Origin of the sequence: Methylophaga marina, assembly GCF_030296755.1 — a bacterium.
Classification (GTDB): domain Bacteria; phylum Pseudomonadota; class Gammaproteobacteria; order Nitrosococcales; family Methylophagaceae; genus Methylophaga; species Methylophaga marina.
Genome location: NZ_AP027741.1, coordinates 155,548 through 175,809, shown reverse-complemented (window position 1 = coordinate 175,809; position 20,262 = coordinate 155,548). Strand labels below are relative to the sequence as shown.

The following is a 20,262-nucleotide window of genomic DNA, read 5'->3' as shown; positions in this document are numbered from 1 at the left end:
GCCTGAAGTCCCTTTCCGGCTATACACATAAAATTCATCTTTATAGGTGATTAACCATGTTTTCTTCTGTGCAAAAGAGGTAACAGAGCCACTTTTATAGATCAGGTACTTACCGACAATCGAGTCAGGAATAACTGGTTTTTTAGATAAGTTATTTTGTGCTAGCGCTGGCTGATTAAGCACAATACTAAAGAAGACAAAGCCAATGATTTGCCACGTGCTAATGTGATTAAGTCCTTTTTTTCATGATGTTAGGTTCAGTAACGTAATTATTGCTTAGCGTCACTATTGAGGCTTTTCTATGTAGACCTATTCTAAAACAGGATATAGATGCACATTGATGTAGGTCAGTCAGGTGCTTTATTGAGACGGTTTACGCGAACATTCATTAGCTTGATCCAGGTCATAACACGTTGTTGATGATAGTGATAATGTCATAACTCATAGCTAAGCTTAGAACAACTTATGTAAGGAGCGTCGATATGTCTGGCAAGATGAAAGCAGCCGCCTTTATTGAAAAAGGACGAATTGAAATCGTTGAAAAGCCGATACCAGATATTGGTGATAACGATGCTTTGATACGTATAACAACCACCACAATTTGTGGTACGGACGTCCATATTCTTAAAGGTGAATATCCAGTTGAACAAGGCTTAACGATTGGCCATGAACCTGTCGGCACAATCGAAAAGCTGGGCAAAAATGTACAAGGTTATGAAGAAGGACAGCGCGTGATTGCTGGCGCAATATGTCCAAGCTTCTATTCCTATGCCTGTCAGGATGGCCTGCCAGCACAAGACGGTGGGTGTCATCATCATGGTTATAAGCCCATGGGCGGCTGGCGTTTTGGCAATACGATAGATGGTGCACAGGCTGAATTTTTAGTCGTACCGGATGCTCAAGCCAATCTAGCTCCCGTACCGGATGGCTTGAGTGACGAACAGGTATTAATGTGTCCTGACATTATGTCTACCGGTTTTGCCGGTGCTGAGTCAGCCAATATTAAGATTGGTGATATTGTGGCCATATTTGCTCAAGGGCCGATTGGCTTATGTGCGACAGCTGGCGCCAGATTAAAAGGGGCCAGTCTGATTATTGCCATTGATGGCATTGATGAACGTCTGGCCTATGCTAGACAGTTAGGTGCAGATATCACACTCGATTACCGTCAAGTGGATGTTATCCAGGAAATCATGAAAATCACAGGAGGTCGCGGTGTGGATGCGGTGATTGAAGCATTGGGAACACAGCAAACCTTTGAGTCGGCGTTAAGGGTTTTAAAACCGGGGGGCACACTATCTAGCTTAGGTGTGTATTCAAGCGACTTAACTATTCCACTTGATGCTTTTAGTGCCGGTCTTGGGGATCACAAAATTATCACCAGTTTATGTCCGGGTGGCAAAGAACGTATGCGGCGCTTAATGAGTGTCATTGAGTCCAGTCGAGTCAATCTGCAGGACATGGTGACACACCGTTATAAACTGGATGATATCGTTGAGGCTTATGACTTATTTTCACATCAACGTGATGGGGTGTTAAAGGTCGCTATCACTATGTAAATTTTTATGTCTTTGAACACAGTTTTTACTACCCAAATCAATCGTTTCGGCGTAGAGTACGCCAACACTTTTTGAGGGGTACAAGATGACACAATTTGCCACAGCATCGATTGAATCGTTAGCGATTGGACGTTCATTTGTGTTGCCCGATTTAGAGCATTTTCTCAAAGAGAATGATCGCTTCATACGCATGCACGATGCCATGCAACTGGAACTCGACTCCGGCGAGGCTTTTCTGTTTGATTATGGCGTTGTCGTTTTCTGGGGCGTGACTGAAAATACCAAACAATCCTTGCTGACTAAAATTCAAACATTTGTTTTAGATAGCAAAATAGTACCAGATTTTGAGCAGTATACGTTTGATAGCCATACCGACACCATCAAAATGCATGCTGATAAAATCAGCTTTGCCAATCAGGACAGCATGGAGAGGTTAGCGGTGTCGCACGCTTTAGCACAATCCGTGAAGCTGGCCGAATTTGAACGACTGGCACAGGAAGTGATTCAGGCTCATGCCCATATTCCTGTCTCATTAGCCAAAACAGGAAAAGTGGCCATGAGCAGAAAAGCTATAGCGAAATCGCGGGGTGTGTTGTTTGGTGCACGTGGTGATATTTTGCTGAACTATAGTCTGCTGGATACGCCAGAGTTTTTCTGGGATTATCCTGAGCTTGAACCTTTGTATACCATCGTTTCACGCTATCTGGATGTGGTGGCACGGATTAATGTGTTGAATAAGAAGCTGGAAAGTATTCATGAGCTTTTGGATATGCTGGCTAATGAACAGAACCACAAACATTCTTCTACGCTGGAATGGATTATCATTATCCTGATTGCACTGGAAATTCTCTTATTTCTGCATTAAAAAAGAACCAGATCATGATGATCTGGTTCTTTTTTTGTGAGGTCTTACACTTTGAAACGGCCCATCAAGTTCATCATGTTTTCTGAGAAATTGGTGATTTTTTTCGAAATCTCATCACCTGTTTTAGACACTTGTTGAGCTGACTCAGTCTGCTGGTTTAAACCATGCAGGTTTTTACTGATATCTTCAGCTACAGCCGTTTGCTCTTCTGTAGCGGCAGCTGTTTGAATCGCCATGTCGTTTACGCGGCGTGATGATGATCTGATTTCATCAAACACGGAAGAGGCTTCCTGGAACGTATTGGCTGTTTTATCGACGTCGGTTTTCCCTTGAGTAATTGCCGTTGAGGATTGACTGACAGAGCTTTGCAGTTGACTGATAATCTGGCTGATATCGTCTGTGCTCTGCTGCGTTCTGGTAGCTAGTGAACGAACTTCATCAGCAACGACGGCAAACCCGCGACCATGATCTCCGGCACGAGCAGCTTCAATAGCGGCATTCAGTGCCAATAGATTGGTTTGTTCTGCCACTGAACTGATGACTTCCAGCACCGAGAGAATACTAGTGGAGTTTTGCTCCAACTGCTCTGAACAGTTGAGAACGGTATCCATATCTTTAATCAGTTCTGAGATACATTTATTGGATTCTTCAACAACATGTATGCCTTTTGCGGCGAGTTGTGACGTTTGATCGGCTTCTGAGGCTGAGTTGGTGGCCACATTCGACATTTCTTTATTCGCCAATGTCATTTCATGTACGGCACTGACAATCGACTCAGTTGATAAATTTAAGGTTTCATTGATACTTTTTGTTTTATTTGACGAATCAGCTAATTGTACTGTCAGAGAGCTGAGCCCTTGAACATTATCTAAGGTCGATTTAATTAAGTCCTGTAACTTCTCAACAAATCGGTTGAATGACTTGGCGAGCTCACCAAACTCATCTTTGGAACTGACATCAAGTCTGGCTGTGAGGTCACCATCACCTGAGGCAATCATATCAATGCGTTTGATAAGATCGTTGATATCCGAAGTGAGTCTTTTCGGCACGGTGTAACTGAAGTAGAGCGCGACAATAATAATCGCTAACACAACGATGATGGTTATGCTCATACTGCGTTTTAACTCGCTTTTCAGCTGAGCATCTAAAGCGTCAAATTTATTGAGTAAGACCTCACCCTTTTTATCTAAAATAGAGCGTAGGCTTTGGAATGTTTCTTCTTCTTGCTGAGCGAGCTGACGCTCGTTAGATGAATTGGTGTCATTCACCATTTTCTCAGCGGCTATCATCCATTGATTGTAGGCTGCTTCAAATGCGTCTCTACCTGCCGCCACATCGGGATAAATCTGTACATAGTCTAGAAACTGTTCATAGCGTTCATACGCCTGTTTGGCATTTTCCTGCCATACCGCGACTTCTTCATCACGATTACCACGATTGGCCATCACATTTATCGCAGCGATTTTAGCCTGATGTAAGTCTCTATCTGCATTTAATATCTTTTCATTGGCAGGCATGAATAATTCAGTTTGTAGTTCAATGGCGTGGTTTTGTTTCGCCATCATCCATAAAAATAGGGCAATCACGACAATAATTGTGAGCCCCATAACCACGACGGGTATAGAGCTTTTTGTTCTGATGCTTTGCAGGTTTAGATTCATTGTTTTTTTACCTAAGTTTACGTCCGAGCTATCAATGCTATCGGCTCAATTTTCTGTAGGTTTAATCTAAGTTAACGAAAATTGAATAGTCCACTAAATATTGCCATTCTGGGATAAGTTTTTCCCCATAATTTTTTAAAATATAACGCTGTATTATGACGTTTTAGTAAAGGATCCAGTAATGATTAATGCTTATGCTGCAATGAACCCCGGTGAGAAGCTCACTCCATATACATTTGATCCAGGTGAATTAGGCAAGAACGAAGTCGAAATTACAGTGAAATATTGTGGTATTTGTCACAGTGATATCAGCATGATTGATAATGATTGGGGTATGTCTTCTTATCCATTAGTGGCGGGACATGAAGTTGTGGGCGTTATCAATCAAATCGGTAAAGCTGTTACCCAGTTTCACGTTGGTCAAATCGTGGGCTTAGGTTGGTATGCTGATTACTGTGAGTCTTGTGAACAATGTCATAACGGCGATGAAAACTTGTGTGCTGACCTCACTGGAACGGTTGTCAGCCATCATGGTGGCTTTGCAGATAAGGTCAGAGCCAATGCGAATAGTGTCATTGCATTACCTGAAAACATGGTTCTGGAATCAGTCGGACCATTATTGTGTGGTGGTGTTACTGTATTTAACCCACTGGTTCAATTTGGTATTAAACCCACAGATAAAGTCGCTGTGATTGGCATCGGTGGGCTGGGTCATATTGCCTTGCAGTTTCTCAATGCCTGGGGCTGTGAAGTTACCGCATTTACCAGCGAGAATAAATTGCAGGAAGCACTGGCTATGGGGGCGCATTTCAGTGTGGATTCACGTGATGAGACAGCAATGGCTTTACTACCCAGAAAATTCGATATGATTTTATCGACAGTGAATGTGAAATTAGACTGGAATTTATATCTCAGTAAATTAAAACCCAAAGGCCGACTGCATTTTGTGGGGGCCACACTCGAACCATTGGATTTGAGGGTGTTTAATCTTACTGAAGCGCAGCGTAGTGTGTCTGGCTCGGATACTGGCAGTATGCAAACCAGCAATATGATGCTGGAATTTGCTCAACGTCATGGTGTGAAACCGGTCATTGAACGTTATCCGTTTGAACAAATTAATGAAGCCATCGACAAGCTTCGGAAAGGCGATGTGCGTTATCGGATTGTATTGGAATATTAACTCAGTCGAATCATTCACCGTCGTTGCAACAAGCCTGTTCAGCATGTTTTTGAACAGGCTTATTCTATTATGTGACTCAAGCCTTAAAAAACGCTTGTGGCTTGTTCTGGCATCAGCCTAAAATGGCGCACAAATTATCATCAACGGAGTTAACAACATGTCAGAACCAGTATGGTTTAAAACCGCAGAAGCCACCGTTTTTGCCAGTGAAGACCAAGGCACCGATGCGATGCCTGAAATTTTGATTGGTAGCGTTAAAGGACCAGCAGGTCATGCCTTTGCAAATTTAATGGGACAAACAGAAGGGCACACGCGCATGTTTGCGATTCGTGCAACCAATCAACAAGTCAAACCAGCCACCATGATTGTGCCTAAAGTCACCATTAAATCCAGTGCATATGTTGAGTTGTTTGGTGGCCCGGTTCAATCAGCGGTAGCCGATGCGGTGTTAGATAGCGTGATTGAAGGTGTGATTCCTAAAGAGCATGCAGACGAGTTATGTATTGTCGCCATGATCTGGATTGCCCCCGATGCTGCAGCTAATCCAGATGTGGATCGTAAAGATTTATACCGCACCAATTATGAAGCGATGAAGTTAGCGATTAAACGTGCGATGTCAGGTTCACCGACAATTGATGAATTGATTGCTAACCGCAACAGCATTCATCATGAGATGTATGACCCAGAAACAGGTGAGTCTCAGTGGTAAGAACCCGAGCGCAAAATAAGAAAGCCAGACTTATGTCTGGCTTTTTTGTTTTTAAAACCGTTCCTTTTTATTGACCAGAAATTCGACGACCAAAGCTAATCGCATAGGCCGACGGTCGGGCAAGCAAAATAGGGTCATCGCTGGCTTCAATACCATCAGTCAGAGCGAGCGGATTAAACATGGTTTGTTTAGCAAATTGCTTACCATTGTCATCAACCGTGTCCAGGCTTATGGTCCCTAACTTAATAATTTGGCGAGTTTCCGGCCAAACGACAGTCGGATCATTCAATGCGTCGTCTTTATCCGCTATCTGTAGTCCCAGCGCGAATTCAACCTGACTTTGTTGTAGGCGTCTGGGGAGTTCTTCAAACAGGTAATCTTTGCCAGCCGCAGCGCGTTGTTCATCAGTTAAATACTCTTGGCCATTCACAGGAATTATTTGATAACGACCATATCTAACCTCACCGTCTTTATTGGTAAATTTAAATGCGTTTACGCCATAAAACGGTTGCGTAGCAAAACTCACTGGAGCGGGTTTTGGTGTTTCTACAAATGTTTTAGCGGCAGGGTGGCTGGCAAGAAATTGTGTGATGGGTTTAGGTGTGGCGGCATCAGGCCCAGAAGTGGCTACCGCATTTAATAGACCTAAAAAATCTTCGGGGGTGGCAACCGGGAAGCGACTGACAGAGATACTGACGATGTCGGTATACGTATCCTCCTGAAGATGAAAGCGTATGGCGATCCCTTTTGGAAAGGAACTGGGATTATTATCAGCAATATCGGGAATGCCAGTGGTATTAGAAAAACGGACTGTCACAGGCGTGGCAGGAGACTCAAAATGGACTGCGTTAGTCACTGTTGCGGCATCGGGGCTGGGAATGAATTCACCTGAGACAACAATGCCTTTCGCATGATTTTTTCGAATACCTGGATGTGGTCCCGCAATGGTGCTTAAGGTATCGACCAATTGTTCAACGACAGGTTTATTAGTGTGGTCGTCAGCCATCGCTGAGGACAAAGAAAACAAAGCCAAACTGGATAACAAGGCACACTGTTTTATAACGTTTGATGATAATGTCATGACGTGATCCCCTGAATTTGATAAGTGAAAAAATAGATAAAGTGAACATTCCTTGATTGGCGTATTCAAGAAAAATTCGAATAAGCGTAGATATCGCGTACGTATAAGTCATAGAATAGACCACAGACAACCATGGATTTACGCCTGTGACACAGAAACGTCAAGATATCAATATCAGTTTATTTAAAGAAAATATTTATCAATCCATTGTTAATTCAAGTTTTGATGCCATTGTTTGTAAAACCTTAGATGGCATTGTGTTGAATTGGAATCCGGCAGCGGAAAAGATTTTCGGTTATAGCGCTGATGAAATGGTCGGTGAAAGTATGCTCAAAATTTTTCCAGACAATAAAAAACAGGAAGAGGCGGATATTCTGGAAAAAATACGTCGAGGCGAAGTGGTTAACCATTTTCAGACGGTTCGTACACATAAGTCTGGTCGACTGATCGATGTATCAGTGACTATCTCACCTGTTTATGATGCCGATGGTCGTATCGTTGCAGCATCAAAAATTGCCCGCGATATTACAGAGCAAGTTAAAGCTATTCGCATAAGTCACGAATACCAGGCGATTGTTGAGTCATCTGAAGATGCCATTTACAGTTTGTCACTGGATGGTACGGTAACAAGCTGGAATGCCGGCGCTGAGCATATTTTCGGTTTTAGTACAGACGAAATTCTTGGGCAGTCTGTCTCAGCACTCTATGATGAAGAGAACCCACAATCTGATGATATTCTCAAAGCTATCAATAACGGTGAGAGCCTAGAGCACTATATAACGACCAGAAAAAATAAAGATGGCTTAGTCATGAATATGTCGGAAACCGTTTCCCCCTTACAAGATCAGAATGGAAAGGTCATCGGCGGTTCCATTATTGCCAGAAATATCACACATGATATTGCAGAACAGCAGCTTATATGGAAACAAGCTAATTACGATAACCTCACGGGGCTGGCTAACAGAGATTTATTTTTAAAATCACTCACACATGAAATGGAAATGGTTCAAGACTCCATCTCACGTGACAACCTGGTGTTGTTGTTTCTCGACTTGGATAATTTCAAAGACTTCAATGATAATTATGGCCATGATTTTGGTGACGAAGTGTTGCGCCATGCTGCGGATGTACTGACAAAAACATGCCGTAATGCGGATCTTATTGCTCGCTACGCAGGCGATGAGTTTATTATTCTGCTGTCTGGTGAGTTTCCCAAAAAAGAATTAAAACGCTTTGTTGATAGGTTAATCAGTAAACTCAATGTGCCTTATCCTATTAATGGTATTGATTGCCGGTTGTCTGCCAGCATTGGCATTGTGCAGTATCCTTCTGATGCTTTGACTGCATCAGACTTACTCAAAAAAGCAGATCAGGCCATGTACGCAGCTAAAGCGGCTGGAAGGAACCAGTATTGTTACTATGAAGACGATGCTTCTGCAAAAGCATTGATTGACCATTAAATTAAACGCAGACTTTATGCGTGCTTAAGCGCAGATTTTCGTCATGAGTCTATATGTGTCTATAGACTATAAAAAGGCGCAATGTCTCTGTCATGCTGTCTAGCGCTATCACCATTCACATTTCATCTTAAGGACTTTAATGAAACAAAAACATCTTATCCTTGGCAGCCTGGTCGGGCTGGCTGTTGTGTCAGGTTATTTTTATGCGGATTATAAAAAACATGAAGTAATCAAAGAACGCATTGATATGGAACTGATGCAGTTTGATGGCACAAGCACCATTAAATACGGCACGCTGGACACATCACTTTTCTCTAATGCGGTGACATTAAAGAATGTGAGTATCGATACATCGGGTCTTTCAGGTATGACTCAAACACCCACACCTAAAATGATCAGTATTGAGTCGGTGACGGTGGATAGCAAAGCAGGGTTAAGCTCGCTGAACAATTCTCAGTTACCTCCTCATCTTGAAGTTACCTTACACCGCATAGCCACAGAAGTTGATTTTAAACAGCTAGCTCAGCAAAGTTACAAACCCGTTGAAAAAGCATTTTATCAAGTGGTGGACCAGGTTACTGAAGGTAAACCCACCACGGATTTTTACCTGGAATATGATTATGAACCAGCCAAAGAGAATACGCGTTCATTTATCGATATCACGTTAAAATCAGAACTGAATAAAGTGGCAAAGCTGGAAGTCAAAGCCGAAATAGAGAATATGCCACTGGATCCCGTGGTATTGATGTTGGGTGGTATGCAACGAGCACTTATTCATCATTTCCAGCTTGAGATTAAAGAAGAAGACAATGCCTTTGATCTGATGATGAAAAACACCGCCAAGCAGATGAATGTCACTGAAAAGGCGTATCAAGCCCAGCTGACCGAGCAGCTTAAGAAAAGAGCTGAGACCTCTCGTCAACCTGCAGAGCAAATGTTTTATGAGGCTATGGAAGACTTTGTGGAGGATCTTCATAAGTTCAAGGTAGACATAACGCCTAAACAGCCTATGACTTTAATTGATATCCAGAAACTTGCTGCGTTTGCTAAAGATAGCGATGAGCTTGAAGAGCAACTCAAGCTGGAAATTAAAGGCAAATAAGCTTTCTCCACCAACACCGCAGTGAGTAGGGCTAAGGTGTTGGTGGATTTTTCTTATCTGAGTGCATCAATCTATTTTTGATCTGAGGGTGGAGAGCAGACATATAGTTTTCTATCGTTTGAGTGTAGGTATTATTTAAACCAATGTCTTCAAGTGTCTCATCATGTGTCAGATCTAATTGCAGCAGTTCAGCTTGACTACCGACCTGATGAAGTGTGTTTACAAAACGGGCGGAACTGTCACAGGCGTATTCACGTTGAAGAGAACAGACAACAAACATCGGGATTTCATCACCGTCCACATGATTAATCGGGGATGCCTGCTGCCAGTAATGTTCTTGTTTACCAAAGGCCTTATCATAGAATTCCACATGTTTTTGCTGCATTAAAGCGACTAAATCCAATACTTGGCTATCAATAACAAAACTGGCTAACCAAGGCCGTATATTGGCCTCTTGCATCAGTGTTTCATGGCTGGTCAATAAAGCGAGCAAATGCGCACCTGCTGAGTGACCTAAAACCATCATTTTGTCAGCATCACCGTGCCACTGCTCGGCCTGGGTTTGTATGGTGTGAATGGCAGCGGCAATATCTTTAGCCTGAGTGATGGGATCGACTTCTGGGACCAAACGGTAATTAGTCGAAACGAGAATAAAGCCTTTCTTTACCCAGCGATTCACTTTGTTTTTGATTAATCCTGTGCTGCGTTTATCACCAAATTGCCAGGCACCACCGTGGATTAATAATAGAATAGGGGTATCTTTTGCGTTTGCGGGTAGATAGACATCCATGGTCTGTAAGGGCGAATTACCATAGGCCAGATCACGTATCATTTTGATATCGTCTTCAGCAGCCAGCACCGGCTTTATTAACGAAAACAGGAAAACAGTCAGTACTATCTTGAATGTCATCTTTTCATCCTATGATTAGGTGTCAGCTAAGCTATTTCATCTGAACGTAAGTTTACGTTATGCTATCAGACATGATGAACATCAAATCCTTTCTATACAGCTTGATTCTGATGATGGTGCTGCAAACAGGCATTGTCGCGGCTGATGTACATCATATTATTTTTGATGAGCAGGATAATCACAGTCTCATCGATCCTATCGCCGATGATAGTCCGGATTCAGTCCATATGGATGCCGACCAACATCAGTGTGGTCACAGTCATTGTGTGCATTTTGTGGCTGTACCGCATGTGGTGAACATACCGCTGTCTTTATTTAAAGACACTTTTTTCAGTCCGTACCAATACACACCTGTATCGGGTTCCGTCAGCTCGATGTACCGCCCTCCGAAAGCCTGATTCTGATTTAACACTTTCGCTCGTCACGAATTCGTGATGAAAGAGTATTTATTTCAGGATTCCTATCATGAAACTCATTTATTTAGATGGGCAAACGCCATTTTTGCGTCTGTGCCTGTATGTTGCTTTCAGTCTGTTTATTGTGTCGTTTCAGGTCCATGCTGCAACAAACACTACATTGACATTAGCTGAAGCAATAAAAAAACCTTAAATCAGAATCCCTCACTCAATGTCTTTCCGGTCCGTGAACAAGGCCTGCAAGCTGAGCGTGAAACAGCCCAGCTATCACCGTCTTATCGCGTAGGTGCTGAACTGGAGAACGTGGCTGGTACAGGTCAGCTAAGTGGCACGAAATCAGCTGAACTCACGGTGTCTTTATCTTCTGTGCTGGAGCTAGGTGGGAAAAAACAAGCCAGGGTTGATGTGGTTGATCAAAAGCTGGCATTGACGCAAATAAAAAAACAGATTGCTTCGCTTGATTTACTCAGTACGGTCACCAAAAACTATATTCAGTTATTGATTGATAAGCAGCGAATACAGCTTGCTGAAGAAGAAGTCTCTCTTGCTCAAGCCACGGCTGATGAAGTCAATAAACGTGTCAGGGCTGCGATTGCGCCTAAGGCTGATTATGCCCGTGCAGTGGCCGCCGTTGAGCAGGCCAGATTAAATGTCTCACGCGTCGAGCAGTGAATGCATGCCCATAAAATGGCTTTGGCTAATTTATGGGGTGAGATGCTGCCACAATTCAATAACGTAGCTGGATCACTGTTTGATTACGGCAGCAGTAGATCGTTTGAGTCACTATTCGAACGGGTCAAAAATAATCCGTCGCTGGCATTTTTTGCTGCTGAAACACGTTTAAAAGAATCTGAAATTCGTCTGGCAAAAACCCAACAGCAGGCCGATATCGATTGGTCTGTGGGTATTCGGCGAAATGCTGATATTGATGAATCTGCCTTGGTAGCAGGGTTTTCTGTGCCATTATTTGCAGAAAAACGTGCTGAGTCAGCGGTGAAATCAGCATTGGCAGCAAGGAATGAAATAACGTTTCGTCAACAAGACTTTCTGCTGCGCATACATACGCAACTGTATCAGGCATACACAGCACGGGAGCAGGCCATTACCTCGGCCACGACCTTGCGGCAATCCATCATCCCACAGTTGGCCGACGCCTTAACTCAAACCAAAACAGCTTACCAACGGGGCCTGTATAGCTACCTTGACCTTATGGGCCGAGCTCAAGGTGTTTCCTTCCCAGGCGAGTCAGGTTAAAGCAAAGCAAATAGTGGTTTTACAGAGTGATGATATGCAAACCCATTCTGTTATTTCCCAGCTTCTGCCAAATACTGATGGTGAGCCATTTAGAATCGCCAGAGTGAAATTCAAAAATCCTGATGATGACTGGTTTCCTGGCTTGCTGGTGGGGGGCAGGTCCTTATTGATAAACGCGAAGTTAAAGTCCGTGTCCCATTATCTGCCTTGCAGCAATATGAAAACAAAACAGTCGTTTTCATCAAGGAGAGTGACGCTTATACACCACAGCCAGTTGCGCTGGGTATTCAGGACGCACAGTACGCAGAAGTGCTGTCAGGCCTCAATGCCGGTCAGCAAATAGTGACTGAAAACAGTTATCTCATAAAAGCAGATCTTGAAAAAGACGGCGCTGAGCACAGCCACTAAACTCAAGGAGACGTTATGATTACATCACTATTACGTTTCTCCATTGAGCGACGTGGTTTTATATTGTCACTAATCATCGTGCTGATGGCGGCGGGTGTCTGGAGTTATCAACACTTGCCCATTGATGCGGTACCGGATATCACCAATGTACAGGTACAGATTAATACCAAAGCAGAGGGATATTCACCGCTAGAAACCGAACAACGTATTACTTATCCCGTCGAACGTGCGTTGGCAGGTATTCCTCAACTGTCGTATACACGATCGATTTCTCGTTATGGTTTATCGCAGGTCACCGTGGTATTCAAAGAGGGTACAGATTTATATTTTGCCCGAAATCTGCTGAATAACCGCCTGGCCAGTATCAAAAATGAACTGCCTGATGGGCTGGAGCCAGAAATGGGGCCGATTGCTTCCGGACTCGGTGAGATTTTTGTTTATACCGTTTCTGCTCAGCCAAAAGCCCGACAAGCGAATGGTCAAGCTTATGATATGACTGCATTACGTGAAATACAGGACTGGATAATTCAGCCCCGTTTAATGCGAGTGCCTGGGATTACGGAGGTGAATACAGTAGGCGGTTATGCCAAGCAGTATCACATCCAGCCTGAACCACAAAAAATGCTGGAGTTCGGCATTAGCTTTGGCGACATCCAGCAGGCATTAAAGGCAAATAATAGTAATCGTGGTGCTGGTTATATTGAACGTTATGGCCAACAATTACTGGTGCGTTCTCCGGGCCAGTTAAAAACCATCGACGATATTCAACAGGTCGTGGTGAAGCAGATGTCGGGCACGCCCATCAAGATCATGGATATCGCTGATGTTGCCATTGGTAAAACCCTGAGAACTGGTGCCGCCACCCAGAATGGTCAGGAAACGGTGATGGGAACGGCAATGATGCTGATAGGGGAGAACTCACGTGAGGTCGCCAAACGGGTTGCTGCGGAGTTAAGCAAGATTCAAGCGACGCTACCCGACGGCGTTATTGCTGAAGCGGTATATGACAGAACCACCCTGGTTGATAAAGCCATTGCTACAGTGCAGAAAAACTTGATGGAAGGTGCTTTATTAGTTGTTGTGGTGTTGTTTTTATTACTGGGTAATATCCGCGCTGCCTTAATCACTGCAGCTGTGATACCACTTGCCATGTTGGCAACCATCACCGGCATGGTTCAGGCCGGAATCTCAGCGAACCTAATGAGTCTTGGCGCACTGGATTTTGGCCTGATTGTCGATGGTGCCGTGATTATTGTGGAAAACAGCGTACGGCGTTTATCACTGGCTCAGTCTGGCCGCGCTACAGCATTACCATTGAATGAACGGCTGGCTGTGGTATTTGATGCTACCAATGAGGTGATTCGACCTAGCTTGTTTGGGGTATTGATTATTACCTTGGTGTACATCCCTTTATTCACCTTGACTGGGGTGGAGGGCAGGATGTTTGAACCGATGGCGGCGACAGTGGTGCTGGCCTTACTGGCAGCAATGGTAATGTCACTGACTATCGTACCTGCAGCCGTGGCTGTGTTCATGAAAGGCAAAGTCAAGGAGAGCGAAAGTCTGATTATTACTGCCACTAAGTCGATTTATAGACCAGTATTGATATGGAGTCTGAAGTTACGTTGGCTGGTGATGTTTGCTGCGCTCGTTTTGGTGCTCTTTTCACTGACACTAGCATCGAAAATGGGCACAGAGTTTATTCCTCAGCTCAATGAAGGGGATATTGCCTTACATGCCTTACGCACTACGGGGACCAGTCTGCAGCAATCGATAGATATGCAGGAAGTGCTCGAACAACGGCTGAAACAGTTTCCACAGGTAGACAGCGTCTTTGCCAAAATCGGCACGCCAGAAGTGGCGACCGATCCGATGCCGCCGAATGTGGCTGATACATTTCTGATATTAAAGCCAAGAAAAGACTGGCCCAACCCGGCATTGCCAAAGTCTGAACTCATCAAACAAATCGAGGCAGCTGCAAAGGCCTTACCTGGCAATAACTATGAATTCACCCAACCGATCGAGATGCGCTTTAATGAGCTTATCTCAGGAGTCAGGGCGGATGTGGCCATTAAAGTGTTTGGTGATGATCTGGATAAACTCAAAACATCAGCTCAATCCATTTTAACTATTATCAGAGATATACCCGGCCAAGCGGATGCCAGACTGGAACAAGTCAGTGGTTTACCGATGGTATCAGTGGAACCCAAACGTTTAGCGCTGTCTCGTTATGGACTCAGTGTGGATAGCTTACAGACAATGTTAGCTACAGCTATTGGCGGCCAGGAGGCAGGGTTAATCTATGAAGGTGATCGACGTTTTAAACTAGTAATCAGACTAGATGATGAACAGCGTCAGAATATCGCGTCATTAGGTGAGCTACCGATTGCATTACCATCCAGTAGTTATGTGCCTTTATCTGAGGTAGCGACAGTTAAACTTGTCGATGTGCCGAGCCAGATCTCGCGTGAAAACGCGAAACGCCGTGTTGTCGTCACAGCCAATGTCAGAGAGCGTGATCTGGGATCCTTTGTGCAGGAAGCTCAGCAGAAGCTCGATCAACAGCTGACATTACCTGACGGTTACTGGCTGGAGTTCGGGGGGACCTTTGAACAGTTAGCCTCGGCCAGTCAGCGCTTAGCGATTGTAGTCCCGGTAACGTTATTCGGTATTTTGTTATTACTGGTGACTATGTTGGGGTCAATAAAGGATGCCGCGATTATCTTTACCGGTGTTCCATTGGCATTAACGGGAGGCATGATGGTTTTACAAATCAGGGATATGCCGCTGTCGATTTCAGCGGCTGTTGGTTTTATTGCACTGTCTGGTATTGCTGTATTGAATGGTCTGGTGATGTTGTCATTTATTCGTGATCATTGGCAACAACACGGCGATCTCTATCAAGCGATTGTGGATGGGGCAATGTGCCGTTTGCGTCCAGTCATGATGACCGCGTTAGTAGCCAGCCTTGGTTTTGTGCCAATGGCGTTGAATACAGGCACCGGTGCAGAAATACAACGGCCCTTAGCGACGGTGGTTATCGGCGGTATTGTGTCATCCACCTTACTTACCCTTATTGTACTACCGGCTTTATACCACTTAGTACATCATCGTAACCGTTAGATAAAAATACAATCAGGGCTGAATGGTTAGCCCTGATTGTATTATGGGTAAAAGTCCTGCTTTTACGCAGGCAAATATCGCTGGCGTAGCATGTGTTCTCATCGTTAGAGTTGATGTATGTCACTGACATATAAATAAAAAGGAGAGAGAAATGCAACTACACCAATTTAATGATCAACACATCCACTGGCAACGACTTGAGGTGTTCGACAATTTTCAATATTCGGTGTTGGATGTTGACGGGGACAATAAAGTGGTAGAAGTGCTATTTAAATTCGCAGCCAATGATCCTATCGTGTTACATCGCCACTGTGCGGTTAATCACACCTTTGTTTTTCAGGGGGAGCACTGTCTGTATCATGCTGATGGTACCTTAAAAGAAAAACGTCCAACCGGCTCATATACCATAAGCCAAGCTGATAATGAGCCACATAGAGAATGTGGTGGCGATGAAGATACGGTAGTTTTATTTAGTATTCGCGGTACAGAAGGACCGATGTATGAAATCCTCGATGATGAGCTAAATATCCTGGCTGTTTTTACGGTGAATGAATTTGAAGGACTCTATCAGGCACAACAATCTGCCTTATCCGCGTAACGTTTTATGCCTCAATGAGGATTATGATAAAAGGGATATTGTCATTGTCGATAAATTGTTTTATATCGTCAGCCCAGATTTATCCATCCCATTGAGGAACAGAATATGAAAACGTTTATCCCCTATTTTGCAGCTATATTGTTTAGCTGTTCTGCATTGGCAGATGATGTGGATATGGCCGGCCTGCAGCTTGGCATGAGCATTGACGAGGCTAAAGGTGCTTTACTGGATTACGGTGTGAATGCCAGTGCGATAGAAGAAGAAAAGCAATATTACACTTACAGTGATGGCGCAAAAAACCATAAAACCCCCAGTTTTATTCATAGCCTTTCAGCCCATATTGAAGAAACCGAGCAAGGTCAGAGCAAGGCAGATAGTTTTAAACTGGTATTCACCCCCTTACCTAAAGCGGGTCGCTTAGTCGCCATTCATCGCGTCAGACAAAACGATGTTGATCCGCTTAGCGTGGCTGTCTATCGCCAGTCTTTGATAAACCAATATGGTCAACCCTTTGATAATGCCGGACCTCTGGACTGGATTTTCCCACAAGGCAAAATCAATTGTTTAGGGGCGTCCAGTACACAAATTACGCCACCCCGCACATTAAATGCAGATACGATCATGGGGCTGGTATTCAACAAAGAAGGGAGTCGTTATCAAGTCAATGATTTCCGTAACCCGGAAGTGAAAAGTCTGGATGAGTGTGCGAATTGGATGAGCTTTCAGTTTGGCAGCATGGATGAACAGCCCGCTAGCCATATCACGGCCACCATGGTGGATGTACCCACTTGGGTCAATGCTTATGAAGCGGCTATGGAATGGGTCGGTGAGCTAAAACAAGAAGCCATTGAAGCTCGACAAGCTGGTACAAGAAGCCCGCAATTGTAGTAGGACAATACTCGCTGGTTTATTCCCAGGACGATTGCCTATTGAATTATTAAATAATAATGAATATCATTTGCATATGTTAATTCAATGCAAGTAGGTGAGTAATGATTGCAGTTATTTATGGTTCAACCACTGGTAATACCTCAGATGCAGCCGTGAAAATAGCGAAAATTCTTGGTGAAGATCAGGTTGAGCTATTTGATGTGAAAGACGTCGGGCTGGCGGCGCTGGAGTTTTTTGACCATATCATTTTTGCCATTCCAACCTGGGATTACGGCGAGGTTCAGGCAGATTGGCAGGATGTCTGGGATGAAATTGATGATACTGACTTTTCCAGTAAAACAGTGGCGTTTTTGGGGATGGGCGATCAATTTGCCTATGCCGAATGGTTTCAGGATGCCATGGGCATGTTGCATGACAAAGTGGTGGCCAAAGGCGCCAAAGTTATCGGGCATTGGCCTGTTGAGGGGTATGAGTTTGATGCCTCAAAAGCCTTAACCGCAGATAAGCAGTTTTTTGTCGGTTTGGCTCTGGATGAAGACTGCCAACCCGAGTTGACCGAAGGTAGACTTGAACAATGGTGCGAGCAACTCAAATCGAGTTTGTTAAAAGCTGCCTAATCGTTTTCCAGTAGGCCCCAGGTTTGGGGCCTATTTTTTTACATACCGAAATTCTTATCATCGTAAGCCAGTCTGAAGGGCAAATGTCGATACAAAAAATCCAGCCAGAAATGGGGCTCATCCACAACATAGTACCTAGTAAAAAGAGGGGATACGGTACAGAAGCACCGTCTAGTGATAGCTTAATCGATTATGCCGAGGCAAAGTAGATTGGGTCTGATTCTGAGTTCATGATTGGTAGATGAAGTCTAATCCTAAAATAGATAAACCATTTAATACAATAATTTAAAAGTTAAAGTTAATTATGATTATAGGGTTATTTAAGGTGTGTAATGATGATGATGACCTTGATCGATAAACATTCTTTCTGGGTATATGGCTACTTTGAAGAGACAAAGCTGGCTTTGCCAAAAGTAAACGATCCTGTCGATATTGAGTTGATGAATGCCAAATACTGACGGGTCATGTTGAGAGTATTGCAAGAGGCATCTATGACAGCGATAACCCGGGAAGCCGTGATTTAGTGGCTAATGTGAACCCCACGTTCAACTGGGGTCGCCTGGAGCAGCGAATACCCGTGCGTATTGCTTTAGATGAGGTTCCCGAGCAGACACTGCTGGATGCCGGCATGACTTGTACGGTGATTGTGAAAAATAATAAAGCTAAAAAAGAGCCTGCTGCTACAGGCTCTATGTCGGCGTGTTGACTCAGAGACCGATAGAAAACATCGAGTCGAGATCATGTTTGCTATAAACACGAAATGCCAGCATGGTTTCTGTTTTTGTAATCGCTTCGATATCCACAATTTTACTGGTTACCAGGCTAGCCAGTTCATCATTGTCTTTGACGCGGGCAATCGCAACGAGATCATAATTGCCGCTCACAGAATACACTTCACTGATACCGTCAACATCGGCTAAGGTTTCAGCCACGTCAGTGATTTTTGTACGTTCAGTTTGAATCAAAATAAATGAGGTAATCATTTGGTTCTCCGGACAGTTGCACGAGGCTATCTTTTATAAATAAGGGGATAACAAGCTCATAAATGAGTCACGTAGTCTAACAGGCACACTGCGGTTTGCCAGATCCTTATCACTGATGGCTTCACTTTTAGCAATAATCTCATCAAAGTGCTGTGTGAGTTCTTTATTAACTGTATGCGAGAATATCTCAACCCCTAACTCATAATTCAACCTGAGGCTTCGTGGGTCAATATTGGCAGAGCCTACCAATGCGTAATGATCATCAATACACAGTAATTTGCTATGGCAAAAAGGGGCTGGTTGATAAAATATTTCCACATTCCATAACAGTAGCTCGGTCAACATGTTTCGGTTGGCCCAATGGATATAGATAAGATTATTTTTAGCGGGTAAAACAATCCGCACGCGCACTCCACGCATAGATGCTGACTGCAGTGAGGCAATCATTTCCCGACTCGGGATAAAGTAGGGCGTCATGATATCTACGGTGTTTTTCGCTGCAGAAATCACGCTTTGCAGTGTTAACGATAATGCGTCCATTGCTTCATCTGGATCTTCTGGAATAACCCGGCAGTGGTAGCCGTCCGGTTGAGGTTCGGCAGCTGGAAATGGGCAGTCCATTTTGCTTTGACTGGCGATGAGCCAGTCATCATAAAAAATACCGATTAAATCTTTTACTATCGGACCGTTGAAGCTGAAGTGAATATCTGTAATACGGCGCGGCTGCATAGGCATTTGTCGATGGTCATCACTGATATTCATGCCTCCGGCAAAGGCTGTGGTGTTATCTACAATCAACAATTTGCGGTGATTACGCATATTGATATAGATATTAGGTGGCAGAATCCTGGGCGGCGTAAATTTAGCCACTTCTATACCGAGTGCTTTCAGACGTTTAGACGGTTTTTTCCAGGAGTACCACTCACCAATGCCATCAATGATAACTTTGACTTCAATGCCACGATTGACGGCTTCACTCAGGGCATCAATAAATTCATTACCAGTATGGTCTGTTTTAAGAATATAAGTGATTAATAGAATACGTTTTTTTGCTGATTTTATCGCCTCAAGCATGGCAGGGTAAGCTTCATCACCATTATGAAAAATACTGACGTCATTACCGGGAGTGAGTTTGGTTCCTGTAATACGCTCTCCAATACTGTCCAGACCATAACTATTAATGTGCTGTATTGAGCGTTTGGCATAACCAGACTCAAAAGGAATTTTGAATAAACGTCGTTTAATACTGGTAGCGCGGCTTCTTACCCGATTCACACCGAAGAAAAAGTAAGCGATGGGGCCACCATAAGGAATAAACAGACAGGACATAATCCAGCCCAGTGCTGCACGGCTGTCACGTTTGTAAAGTAAGATGTGAAAAACACTATAGGCGGCGGGTCCAGCGTGTAGCAAAATTAACAAAAATATATAGACGATATCCATAT

General features: G+C 43.8%; 22 protein-coding genes. 17 read left to right on the top strand and 5 right to left on the bottom strand.

Annotated elements, in window-relative coordinates; all coding sequences use genetic code 11:
- Positions 1-482: 482 nt before the first annotated feature.
- Together QUE24_RS00880 and QUE24_RS00875 are read left to right on the top strand one after the other, a co-directional pair.
- On the top strand, positions 483-1,559 hold the full coding sequence (locus QUE24_RS00880) for an NAD(P)-dependent alcohol dehydrogenase (protein WP_286304824.1): 1,077 nt from the start codon (positions 483-485) through the stop codon (positions 1,557-1,559).
- Positions 1,560-1,644: 85 nt separating this feature from the next.
- Positions 1,645-2,424, top strand: a complete 780-nt coding sequence (locus QUE24_RS00875) for an RMD1 family protein (RefSeq protein ID WP_286304823.1) — start codon at positions 1,645-1,647, stop codon at positions 2,422-2,424.
- Positions 2,425-2,468: 44 nt separating this feature from the next.
- Here the strand turns inward: QUE24_RS00875 and QUE24_RS00870 are convergent, their stop codons facing one another.
- Positions 2,469-4,085 (bottom strand): methyl-accepting chemotaxis protein, encoded by a 1,617-nt coding sequence (locus tag QUE24_RS00870; RefSeq protein WP_286304822.1) that lies wholly within the window; start codon positions 4,083-4,085, stop codon positions 2,469-2,471.
- 181 nt (positions 4,086-4,266) lie between these two features.
- Here QUE24_RS00870 and ahr point away from each other — a divergent pair, with 181 nt between their 5' ends.
- Together ahr and fae are read left to right on the top strand one after the other, a co-directional pair.
- Positions 4,267-5,265: an NADPH-dependent aldehyde reductase Ahr gene (gene ahr / locus QUE24_RS00865; RefSeq protein WP_286304821.1), complete on the top strand. Its 999-nt coding sequence runs from the start codon at positions 4,267-4,269 to the stop codon at positions 5,263-5,265.
- 157 nt (positions 5,266-5,422) lie between these two features.
- The gene (fae, locus tag QUE24_RS00860) at positions 5,423-5,974 is read left to right on the top strand and encodes a formaldehyde-activating enzyme (RefSeq protein ID WP_286304820.1); all 552 of its coding nucleotides are present in this window, start codon (positions 5,423-5,425) and stop codon (positions 5,972-5,974) included.
- 67 nt (positions 5,975-6,041) lie between these two features.
- Here the strand turns inward: fae and QUE24_RS00855 are convergent, their stop codons facing one another.
- Positions 6,042-7,055 (bottom strand): catalase family peroxidase, encoded by a 1,014-nt coding sequence (locus tag QUE24_RS00855; protein ID WP_286304819.1) that lies wholly within the window; start codon positions 7,053-7,055, stop codon positions 6,042-6,044.
- A gap of 146 nt (positions 7,056-7,201) precedes the next feature.
- On the opposite strand from QUE24_RS00855, the gene QUE24_RS00850 reads away from it, so the two are divergent.
- Both QUE24_RS00850 and QUE24_RS00845 read left to right on the top strand, forming a co-directional pair.
- The gene (locus QUE24_RS00850) at positions 7,202-8,515 is read left to right on the top strand and encodes a PAS domain S-box protein (RefSeq protein ID WP_286304818.1); all 1,314 of its coding nucleotides are present in this window, start codon (positions 7,202-7,204) and stop codon (positions 8,513-8,515) included.
- A 139-nt stretch (positions 8,516-8,654) separates the two neighbouring features.
- Complete coding sequence (locus QUE24_RS00845; RefSeq protein ID WP_286304817.1) at positions 8,655-9,617, top strand: aq_1923 C-terminal domain; 963 nt, start codon at positions 8,655-8,657, stop codon at positions 9,615-9,617.
- 31 nt (positions 9,618-9,648) lie between these two features.
- On the opposite strand, the gene QUE24_RS00840 is transcribed toward QUE24_RS00845, so the two are convergent.
- On the bottom strand, positions 9,649-10,527 hold the full coding sequence (locus tag QUE24_RS00840; RefSeq protein ID WP_286304816.1) for an alpha/beta hydrolase: 879 nt from the start codon (positions 10,525-10,527) through the stop codon (positions 9,649-9,651).
- 71 nt (positions 10,528-10,598) lie between these two features.
- Here QUE24_RS00840 and QUE24_RS00835 point away from each other — a divergent pair, with 71 nt between their 5' ends.
- The 11 genes from QUE24_RS00835 to QUE24_RS00785 all read left to right on the top strand — a co-directional run bounded on the left by QUE24_RS00835 (position 10,599) and on the right by QUE24_RS00785 (position 18,540).
- Complete coding sequence (locus QUE24_RS00835) at positions 10,599-10,925, top strand: hypothetical protein (protein ID WP_286304815.1); 327 nt, start codon at positions 10,599-10,601, stop codon at positions 10,923-10,925.
- A 67-nt stretch (positions 10,926-10,992) separates the two neighbouring features.
- Complete coding sequence (locus QUE24_RS00830; RefSeq protein WP_286304814.1) at positions 10,993-11,136, top strand: hypothetical protein; 144 nt, start codon at positions 10,993-10,995, stop codon at positions 11,134-11,136.
- 44 nt (positions 11,137-11,180) lie between these two features.
- A complete protein-coding gene (locus tag QUE24_RS00825) occupies positions 11,181-11,615 on the top strand; it encodes a TolC family protein (protein ID WP_350226620.1) in 435 nt (144 codons plus the stop codon).
- A complete protein-coding gene (locus QUE24_RS00820) occupies positions 11,616-12,197 on the top strand; it encodes a TolC family protein (protein ID WP_286304812.1) in 582 nt (193 codons plus the stop codon).
- Positions 12,198-12,404: 207 nt separating this feature from the next.
- A complete protein-coding gene (locus tag QUE24_RS00815; protein ID WP_286304811.1) occupies positions 12,405-12,605 on the top strand; it encodes a permuted SH3 domain-containing protein in 201 nt (66 codons plus the stop codon).
- Between the two features lie 15 nt (positions 12,606-12,620).
- Entirely contained in the window at positions 12,621-15,728 is a 3,108-nt protein-coding gene (locus QUE24_RS00810) for an efflux RND transporter permease subunit (RefSeq protein WP_286304810.1), read from the top strand.
- Positions 15,729-15,879: 151 nt separating this feature from the next.
- Positions 15,880-16,326 (top strand): cupin domain-containing protein, encoded by a 447-nt coding sequence (locus tag QUE24_RS00805; RefSeq protein WP_286304809.1) that lies wholly within the window; start codon positions 15,880-15,882, stop codon positions 16,324-16,326.
- A gap of 105 nt (positions 16,327-16,431) precedes the next feature.
- Positions 16,432-17,214: a hypothetical protein gene (locus tag QUE24_RS00800; protein WP_286304808.1), complete on the top strand. Its 783-nt coding sequence runs from the start codon at positions 16,432-16,434 to the stop codon at positions 17,212-17,214.
- Positions 17,215-17,318: 104 nt separating this feature from the next.
- Positions 17,319-17,834, top strand: a complete 516-nt coding sequence (gene fldB, locus QUE24_RS00795; protein ID WP_286304807.1) for a flavodoxin FldB — start codon at positions 17,319-17,321, stop codon at positions 17,832-17,834.
- 332 nt (positions 17,835-18,166) lie between these two features.
- On the top strand, positions 18,167-18,292 hold the full coding sequence (locus QUE24_RS00790) for a hypothetical protein (RefSeq protein WP_286304806.1): 126 nt from the start codon (positions 18,167-18,169) through the stop codon (positions 18,290-18,292).
- Positions 18,286-18,540 (top strand): hypothetical protein, encoded by a 255-nt coding sequence (locus tag QUE24_RS00785; protein ID WP_486196029.1) that lies wholly within the window; start codon positions 18,286-18,288, stop codon positions 18,538-18,540. Before QUE24_RS00790 ends, QUE24_RS00785 begins: the two co-directional genes overlap by 7 nt.
- 1 nt (position 18,541) lies before the next feature.
- Here QUE24_RS00785 and QUE24_RS00780 read toward each other — a convergent pair whose 3' ends face one another.
- Both QUE24_RS00780 and QUE24_RS00775 read right to left on the bottom strand, forming a co-directional pair.
- Complete coding sequence (locus QUE24_RS00780) at positions 18,542-18,817, bottom strand: Lrp/AsnC family transcriptional regulator (RefSeq protein ID WP_286304804.1); 276 nt, start codon at positions 18,815-18,817, stop codon at positions 18,542-18,544.
- A 33-nt stretch (positions 18,818-18,850) separates the two neighbouring features.
- Complete coding sequence (locus QUE24_RS00775) at positions 18,851-20,260, bottom strand: phospholipase D-like domain-containing protein (protein WP_286304803.1); 1,410 nt, start codon at positions 20,258-20,260, stop codon at positions 18,851-18,853.
- Positions 20,261-20,262 lie beyond the last annotated feature (2 nt).